Annotated in this window: 8 protein-coding genes; 2 read left to right on the forward strand and 6 right to left on the reverse strand. The window is 51.1% G+C overall.

Annotated features, from left to right (window positions below):
* From pilV to ACTF5Z_RS10210, 5 genes are all read right to left on the reverse strand, one after another.
* On the reverse strand, positions 1 to 467 hold a 467-nt coding region (gene pilV, locus ACTF5Z_RS10190; RefSeq protein WP_438985537.1), incomplete at its 3' end, for a type IV pilus modification protein PilV.
* Positions 464 to 916: a type IV pilin protein gene (locus tag ACTF5Z_RS10195; RefSeq protein ID WP_438985538.1), complete on the reverse strand. Its 453-nt coding sequence runs from the start codon at positions 914 to 916 to the stop codon at positions 464 to 466. The genes pilV and ACTF5Z_RS10195, both read right to left, overlap by 4 nt.
* A 147-nt stretch (positions 917 to 1063) precedes the next feature.
* Complete coding sequence (locus ACTF5Z_RS10200; RefSeq protein WP_438985539.1) at positions 1064 to 1741, reverse strand: response regulator transcription factor; 678 nt, start codon at positions 1739 to 1741, stop codon at positions 1064 to 1066.
* Positions 1738 to 3582, reverse strand: coding sequence for an ATP-binding protein (locus ACTF5Z_RS10205; RefSeq protein ID WP_438985540.1), 1845 nt, complete (start codon positions 3580 to 3582; stop codon positions 1738 to 1740). The genes ACTF5Z_RS10200 and ACTF5Z_RS10205 overlap by 4 nt, the downstream gene beginning before the upstream one ends.
* Positions 3579 to 4364, reverse strand: a complete 786-nt coding sequence (locus ACTF5Z_RS10210) for a hypothetical protein (RefSeq protein WP_438985541.1) — start codon at positions 4362 to 4364, stop codon at positions 3579 to 3581. Before ACTF5Z_RS10210 ends, ACTF5Z_RS10205 begins: the two co-directional genes overlap by 4 nt.
* Before the next feature lie 144 nt (positions 4365 to 4508).
* Between ACTF5Z_RS10210 and ACTF5Z_RS10215 the strand changes: the two genes are divergently transcribed.
* Both ACTF5Z_RS10215 and ACTF5Z_RS10220 read left to right on the forward strand, forming a co-directional pair.
* Positions 4509 to 6962, forward strand: coding sequence for a M1 family metallopeptidase (locus ACTF5Z_RS10215; protein ID WP_438985542.1), 2454 nt, complete (start codon positions 4509 to 4511; stop codon positions 6960 to 6962).
* A 3-nt stretch (positions 6963 to 6965) separates the two neighbouring features.
* On the forward strand, positions 6966 to 7490 hold the full coding sequence (locus tag ACTF5Z_RS10220) for a DUF6702 family protein (RefSeq protein WP_438985543.1): 525 nt from the start codon (positions 6966 to 6968) through the stop codon (positions 7488 to 7490).
* A 17-nt stretch (positions 7491 to 7507) separates the two neighbouring features.
* On the opposite strand, the gene ACTF5Z_RS10225 is transcribed toward ACTF5Z_RS10220, so the two are convergent.
* Positions 7508 to 8854, reverse strand: a 1347-nt coding sequence (locus ACTF5Z_RS10225; RefSeq protein ID WP_438985544.1) for a DUF3604 domain-containing protein, incomplete at its 5' end; no start/stop codon positions are given.

An 8854-nucleotide genomic window follows, 5' to 3' on the forward strand; every position in this document is an offset into this window, starting at 1 on the left:
TCGACATCGATGGCGAACGAAGCGATATCGTTGTCAGGCGCACCAACTTCCAACCAACGAGCAGTTAGCGTCAGTTCACCGGCGGCACCGCTCCCCGACACAGAAACGCGGTCAGAGTAATCATCGCCTTCCCAAGGCAGCTGCGCCTTGATTTTTTGCAGCCATTCCCATTGATCGTAGGCTGCCAATTGTTCAGGCGTACAAGCGGCTTCGCTGCAATCAGTCGGCGCCGTATCCCATAGACTGCCATCGACCGTATCGTAGTAACCATCAAGCACACCCACCTGATTTGCGTACATGCGCTCTGAGTACTCGGTGGTTAACAAGCCCGCCGCCGAGCTATAGAACGTGCCACGCGCCTTTTGTGAAGCATAAATATCCATTTGCAGGAAACCGATTAAGCCCAAGGCCAAAATGAAGATGGTGACCAGCACCTCAATCAGGGTGAATCCTCGTCGGCGCATCATTTCCAGCAACCTGCGGGACTTACGATGCCCAAGTGATTCAGGGTCAGCGTTGCGCAATCAGAGTCTGCTGATGCCTGCCCACCTTGAGCGGTAGCAACAATAGTATAGGTATTGGCAGTCTGAGTTGTAAAACTGAGCTGATAAGACGCCTTAGTCGCATAATCAGCGCCCGAATAATCTTTAGGCAAGTACTGAGGATAAATATCCGTTTGGGCGAGATTACCGCGATCTGCATTATTCGCGTAAAACGTAGGGCCCACATACGTTAGATTCTTTCGGTAATAGGTCTCTAGTGCAATCGCAATACTTTGCAGAGCCACCTGCGCTTCTGAGCGTTTGGTCTCAGCCACCTGCGATTGATAGCTCGGCAAAGCCACGGCGGCCAAAATAGCCACAATCGCCACCACAATCATTAGCTCTACCAATGTGAACCCACGCCGACTTAGCACTAAAAAACCTCAATAAATGCAATATGCCTAACCTAGGCGTAGAGTGACACTGGCAAGCCTATAAATCAAGTCAAAGTGAGACCGTGTTCACAAAAAAACGATTATCAAACAGTAGGTTAGAGAGGGTTTTCTTAAGGATCGTTAAGGTTACTCGAGCTCAATGGCCTGATTCAGCACATAACCTTGGCGCGTTCTGTTCAAAACCTTGAGCGGCGGCTCGTGCAAACGCAGCAGTTTGCTACGTAGACGACTCACGATGACCTCAAGATAAGACCGGCTATCTTTGCTGGGGTCGATCGATAGCGCGTCAATCAGCTCGTCGTAGGGCGTAAGTTCCGGATAATTCAACGCCAAATTGCACAACAGGGTGTATTCTTTATCCGATAAATGCCGCGTGCGATAGCTGCCAATCAAACGCTTAGCGACTTGGTCAAGTTTGATTTTTACCACCAAGTCCATCCGTGACGTAATAGAGCGAAGCACAGCGATTAACTCTGCGGGCGCAAAGGGCTTAGCCAAGAAAAGCATACCCCCCGCTTCATAGCTCGCAATACGATTTTGCTCGGAACCGTGGGCGCTCAAAAACACAATCGGCACCGAGGGCATGCTCTGACGATAACGATTGGCCAAATTGAGGCCCGTTTCCGCGCCCAACTGTAGATCTAATAACAATATATCAGGCTTTTTAGAGGCCAACAGAACGTCGAGTTCACCACCGGAGTGCGCCACTTCGCACAAGAATCCTTCATCGAGCAACAGATTTTGCACCTCACCGGCCAGCGCGGTGTCGTCTTCACACAAATAAACCGAAATTCCCAGACTCATACCAGTTCAACCGTCATTACCACCTGCTGCCCCACCCTCTTTGCCATAACGCGATACCCCTGCTGTCTGGCAATGTTTCTAACTAACCAAAGGCCCAGGCCCATGCCATGAAGGTCACTACTGTGGGTATCTCGCCAATACTTATTAAACCAATCCGTGGGATCTGAAAATTTCACGTCCGACGGCACAGTATTTCTCACGCGAATAAAAACCTTGCCATCACGCCGCCAACACCTCAAGCACACCTTGCTTTGTTCTGCACCGTATTTAAAGGCGTTGTCCAATAAATTGCTCAAAACGGTCGATAAGCCAAATCGATGGGTCGTCACGACCGTCCTGCCTCGCAAAGAATAATACAAACGCGCTATTTGCTCATCACTGAGTTCTAGCTGACCAACCACTACTTCGACCAGATCACTAAGCGCCACAGGTTCTTTGTTCCGCAAGTGAGCCTCCTCCGATTCCCCCGAGGCAGCGACTTGATCAACCACGCGCTGAATCCGTTTGAGCTGCGAGCGATACTTAAGGGCGTCTGCCTGATTTCGCGTCATCAGCAACAGCGTGGCTAAAGGTGTTTTGATCTCGTGCGTGAGCAATGCAGTGAGCGTATTTTGGTCAGCGAGTCTCTGCTCTAGCCATGCTTTGCGCTGCTTGAACACATCGGAACGTCGCGCCGCGCGCTCTGACGCTGTTTGTTCAAGCGCGGATCGATAGAGCAAAATAACGCCAAAGACCACAGCGATCAGCACCGAATGCAAATACGTGAGGGAGAACTGCTTACCAATACCGACGCCTGATATTGTTGTAATCACCATAATTGTGAGCAGCAATACGTAAAAAAACCGCGTGCGTTCTAAGAACAACCCCGCCAATCCGTGAGTCGCGCGAGCACGACCTATCGCAATGGCGACGGTAAGCGCCGTCACTGCCACCAACAACACATTGACGGTCAGCGCAGGGCGGTAAAATCCGGCGACATACAAGACAATTGCGCCTAAAAACAACCACGGTGTCACCGCAACAAATTTAAGAATGCGATGGCTAGGAGCAACATAACGCAGAATGACCAAATGCAAGCAGCTTCCCACCAGAGAGCAAAATATCGCGCCGAATCCTACTAAGTGATGATTGAAAAAGGGACTAGCGACCCCTGACACAGGCAACAGATTGGACAACGACAGCAAAAACACAGTCCAGCTCAGCTGGTAAGATCCAAACAGCAACAGCATTGGGTCACGCCGCACAATGCCATAAGCCAGCCCTAAAACGCCGCTCAGCACAATAAAAACAATAATAGAAACCCGAATGGCAATATTGCGGACCAGGGAAGATTGCATTTCATCGACTGAGCTCAACGATATCGAGCCGCGCAAGCCCCCAACAGAGCGAATACTCAATACAATACGCGATGCGTTATCTGGAACCGACAGCGTCGTTTGCTCGATATCATAGGCCGAGACCACCTCATCGAGCTGGGTATCTCCGCGCACACTTGAACCAATCAACTCATCTGCAGCCGAATAGAACTCCGCATTAATATAATCATGGTAAGCGGGCGATACGCTCAAGTAGGCCGATGGATGATCTTCATCCGACATGCGTACATCAAACTGCAAGGTGCCATCATTATAACCCGCATTAGCATCGCCGCCCGGTAACCAGGGGGCATCACAGATCGACTCATCGGCGGGGCACAAACGCCAATGCACCTGATCGACATGATGTCCGGGATCTGAAAACGGTAGCGAGATCGCAATCGCAGCCGCAAAAATCAAACTGGCCTGAGCGAACGACAAACCCTGTTTGGCCCGAAAAAAGCCAGAAAGCGTCGAAAGCTTCACTTGCATAACCTACCGGTGCTGAGCACCTCGCACAACCTAAGTATGTTGCGAGCATCTAGACCCGACACCTCGATACAAGATGCACTCAGGTTCACGGCCATGGGAATTTCAGTTGATCTTTGCTGAAACAAATCAATCACTCGCTCACAAGGATGGCTCGACAAACACTGATATTCAGATTCACAAAGACTCCCTGCGCGCCTTAACAGCGCCGCAGCCAACATCGGGCTGAGCATGCCTGCCTGCTCGTGAACGTTTAACCCGACCACATTATGCAGAGCGGTTAACAATTTGGGGCCAACGAACTGATTGGGTACGCCACCAATATTTTCCCGCAAAAGCCTCTCCGCGGTCTCAATGTAAAAGTCCAAAAAGGCATTATTACGGTCAAACTGCAGGTAGGCATTGTGCACTTTTCTAAACGCTTTAAGCTTTCCGGTGTCGGTCTGATCAATCCAGACCTCCCGGCCTACAGCATAGGTCGATTGCACGGGCTGAAAACGCTCAATATCCATAACGAGCCAGTCCGCATCGCACCAAATCACCCGCTCATAGTCAGCCAACAGCGCCCGCAACCAACGCACACGCGCTAAATCAGACGCGATCACCGCATTATACTGCTGCAATAGCTGTCGGGTAGGCAGATAATCGAACAAACGGTCGTCAGAAAACTGGTAGTCAAAACCTTGATATTCAGCCCACTCGCGAACCGAATTTTGACAGAGCTCGATCCATTCATTTAACGAGCTACTGCGATGCGATTGCACAACAATGGTATTCAAAAATCTCTTCTTATTGCTCTTCACTTCCGATTGGGGTCTATAGTCGCACAAATACCGAAATTAGCGCCAGAAACTGCGTTTCCTATAGAAGAAAAAAAATTGTGACATTGGTATTATCCATCGTTTTGAGTTCGAGCTAATAACATGCGCACCCTAGTCACCGGTTTTATTCTGAGTTTTGCCGCCATCCACGCCGCCATGGCGAACGACCCCAGCGGCGCCGAGGCATTTAATCAGCTCGGACAATCACTACCGACGCCCAACGTCTATCGCACGGCATCGGGCGCCCCAGGCGAGCGTTACTGGCAGCAAGAAGCCGACTACCTGATCAACGCAGAGCTGGATGCTGACAAGCGCAAAATCACAGCGAGTTCTCGCATTCACTACACCAACCATTCGCCCGACACATTACGCTATTTATGGTTGCAAATGGATCAAAACCGTTTCAAAAACGACTCACTAGACCGGCGCTCTCGCACCGTCACGGGCGAGGACCGGGTGAGCTATTCGGATTTGCGCTTGCAACAAAGCTCAGCCGATACAGAACACGGCTATCAGGATGTCACCGTTCTGAACACCAAAGGCCAAGCTCTGCCATTCACCATCGTTGACACCATGATGCGCATTGACCTACCGCAGCCTCTTAACTCGGGAGAATCAATTGATTTTGAGATTCAGTGGGCCTTTAACATCATCAACGAAGAAGCCTTGGGCGGCCGTGGAGGCTACGAATATTTCGAAGAAAACGATACCGAGCTCTTCTTTTTGGCGCAGTGGTTCCCGCGCATGGCGGCCTACAGTGACTATGACGGCTGGCACAACAAGGCGTTTCTGGGGCGCGGTGAGTTCACTCTAGAATTCGGGGACTACGAGGTCTACCTCACCGTACCGAATAATCACATTGTATCGGCGACCGGCGAGCTGCAAAACCCCAAACGCGTACTGACCAAAACTCAGCAACAGCGCCTAGCACAGACGTCTAGCGACAAGCCGCGGTTTATTGTGACTCCCGAAGAAGCCAAAACCAACGAGCAAACTGAGGCCAACGGCACCAAAACTTGGCATTTTAAAGCCGACAGGGTGCGTGATTTTGCTTGGGCCAGCTCCAGCAAATTCATTTGGGACGCCATGATTCACGAGCAGCCCGAGGCAGAGCAAAAGCAAGTGCTCGCAATGTCGTTCTACCCAAACGAAGCAGAGCCCATTTGGTCACACTACTCGACTCACGCGGTCGTCCACACTATGGAAGTATACAATCGCTTCTCGTTTGCCTACCCCTACCCCACCGCGCAATCAGTCAATACTTGGGAACGTGGCGGGATGGAATATCCCATGATCACCTTTAACGGTTATCGACCTGAACCTTGGGAAAAGGCGAAGAGCGCGGATACAAAATGGGAAGATGAAAGCATTACACAGCCACCCGTCACCTACTCACGCCGCGTCAAATACGGGCTAATTGGGGTGATCATTCACGAGATCGGTCACATTTACTTCCCGATGATTGTTAACTCCGACGAGCGTCAATGGACCTGGATGGATGAGGGATTAAACAGCTTTTTAGAGTATGTTGCCGAACTTGAGTGGGAAGAAAACTACCCAGCCTACCGTGACGACGCCAACATTCTAGACTATATCCCAGCCTACATGACCTCGACCAATCAGGTCCCGATCATGACTCAATCTGACTCGATTTTGCAGTTTGGACCAAATGCTTACAGCAAGCCCGCTGCAGCTTTAACCGTGTTGCGCGAGACAGTCATGGGCAGAGAACTGTTCGATTTTGCATTTAAAGAATACGCGCAGCGCTGGAAGTTCAAGCGCCCCACGCCGGCCGACTTTTTCCGGACTATGGAAGACGCTTCAGGTATTGATTTAGATTGGTTCTGGCGCGCGTGGTTCTACACCACGGATCATGTAGATATCGCTATCAGTGACATCCGCTCTTATCAACTCAAAACAGGCAATCCTGAGATTGATTTCCCCTTAGATCGTGCCGAGACTCAACGCGACAAACCCGCACCTATTAGCGAACAATTTAATCGTGAGCAGGGCATTACTTTGCGCATAGATCGCTACCCAGAGCTCAACGACTTCTATAACGAGAACGATCGATTCACTGTATCCAATAAAGATCGTAACGGCTACCAAAAAGATCGCGACAAGCTCGAAGCTTGGCAGCAGCGGGCGCTTGATCGCGCAATCGCAGAAAACAAACACTATTACTTTGTCGATTTCGAGAACATCGGCGGCATTCCTTCGCCCTTGCTATTGGATCTTCACTACGCCGACGGCGACAGCAAACGCTTGGTGCTCCCCCCAGAGATCTGGCGCCGCAACAACCACAAAGTGACCCACTTACTAGTAGAGGACAAACCGCTGGAATATATCGAGCACGATCGTGAGCACCGTACGGCCGACGCAGATTATCGCAACAATCGCTTTCCGCCCATCGTGTATCAATCGCGCCTTGAAGCCTACAAATCTAAGTCAACCACGCGAAATTTAATGGCAGATATGCTCGAAAAGCTTAAAAAAGAAGATAAAGACCAGCCCGAAGAATCGGCGGCGGTTGAACTGAGCGGCGAAGGCAACTAACACGTGAGAATACTATTGAGTATCCTGCTTTGCGCCACAACACTCGCGGCGCAAGCTCACCGGCAACATCATGTCTGGACCGAGGTCGAACGCAACCCGAATACGGGGCTTGTTGAGATCTCGCACCGCATGCACATGCAAGACGCACTATCGGTACTGCAACTCGCAGGAGAGGATAAAGCCCCTTTACCGGTTGAGTCGGTCGAGGCTTTGGCTGAAATTGCTTTGTACGTAGACCGACGTTTTGCGGTGTGGCCACGTTGTCAAAACACGAAAGTTCAGAGCTTGGAGCTGGTAGGCGCGGGCATCGATGATGATTTTATTTACGTGTTCCAAGAAATGCAGTTAACCGGGCAGTTACACGAACTAGTCTTCACCAGCACCTTACTTCAAGACATAGAGCCCTATGCCGCATCCTTTGTGAACTTGCTAACGCCTGCCGGTCAATTCACCTATCAGTTTGCGCAAGAATCACCTAACCAACAGCCCGAAGTTGTTCATTGCGTCAACACACAGTTGACGCATTGAGTCACGCCATCACCCCTTTAGTTTACCCAAATCGGCGAACTGTAGGCGCGTTCTTGAATCGTTTTGGCAAAACGCTCAGGCAGTTCTTCTTGCAGGGCAACGGCATCGAGCAAAGAATGTCGAGGCGTCGCCGCCTCCAGAACCCGTACGTAGTAGACCGCCGACTGCCCAGGGATATAATCAGGGTCTTGCCATACGACCTTAATCTCTTCTGCACCCTGTGAAGAGTCGTACTCTGCTGTGTTTAAATTGACCGAGTTTGGCAGAGGCTCAAATCGACCATTCGCTAACCGCAGACGATTTTCGCCGCCGGCTAGATCATAAATACGCTCTTCGGGTTCTCCCTGGTCGTTTAAAAAGCCCTTGATCATCTGTAGTCGATCAAGCCCTGCGCTCATGACATCGCGTGCGGCGTGAATCATAAACCGGGGCGCTTTATCCTCCAGTGTCAGCGCACCGCCCATTGGCACGCCGCGCGCATACCCTCGAGCCACCATATCGCTTGCCTCTAAGTCCGCACCCTCAAAGTCAGTGCCAGCAAATACGCGCAAGCCAATTCGCGTGCCGGTTGTCGCATAAACCTCTTTGCGCTTGAATGCGGCGACAATGGCCTCGCGGGTGTTCTCTTCCGCCCAGACAGCGGCCACACCTGAAGCAGCCATGTCCCAACCAACCCGTCCGGCGCGCTCAAGCATTTTGCGCTCGGGCGTGGAGTCGGTCACTTGCTTGCCGTGAAAGTTGTTTTCTTCGGAACTCGACAGCGCCGTGTGTGAATCGGTCGAACCAATCATGCCAAATGCAAAGGGGTTGACGCCCAACTCTTGCTTCAATTTCAATCCGTTCAACAGTGCAGGACGTGCGTAATTGCCGCTCAAGTCGGCCTGTTTCTCCGACGGAAGCCCACCAATCAAAAATTCATACGTCTCAAAATTGGCAAATTCGTCGTTGGGAGAAATCATCGGGTGTGTTTCGGAGTCTCCTTTGGTTTGCGTCACCTCGGCAACGCTCTCCCATCGCGCGCGTTGCATCGCGTACTCGGGTGTCATTGGCGAACCATCAAATTGGGTCAGCTCAAAGCTACGCCCCTTGGATAAATTCATGTTGTGGGGAATCGAAACAAAATCAGCCCCTACCTTGGGTTGAGTCTCGTCCAGCCAAGACCAGAGGTCCTCAGGATTCACGCTATCGGTCGAGCTGAAAGGTAAGAACTGTTCTGCCTGAGACGCATCGCCGTCCATAAAAATAATGCGGTGCAAATTTGCCCCACCCGGCAGCGAAGACCATTCCCAACCGATAATGGCACTAAATTTTCCCGGCTGATTATAGCGATCGGCAATTTCCGCCGTTTGACGCCAAGGGGTACG

Origin of the sequence: Aequoribacter sp. (assembly GCF_965659035.1) — a bacterium.
Classification (GTDB): Bacteria; Pseudomonadota; Gammaproteobacteria; order Pseudomonadales; family Halieaceae; genus Aequoribacter.

Bases quoted from the DNA above. Each gene is read 5' to 3' on its own strand.
- ACTF5Z_RS10200 (WP_438985539.1), bottom strand. From the start codon at position 1,741: ATGAGTCTGGGAATTTCGGTTTATTTGTGTGAAGACGACACCGCGCTG.
- ACTF5Z_RS10215 (WP_438985542.1), top strand. From the start codon at position 4,509: ATGCGCACCCTAGTCACCGGTTTTATTCTGAGTTTTGCCGCCATCCAC.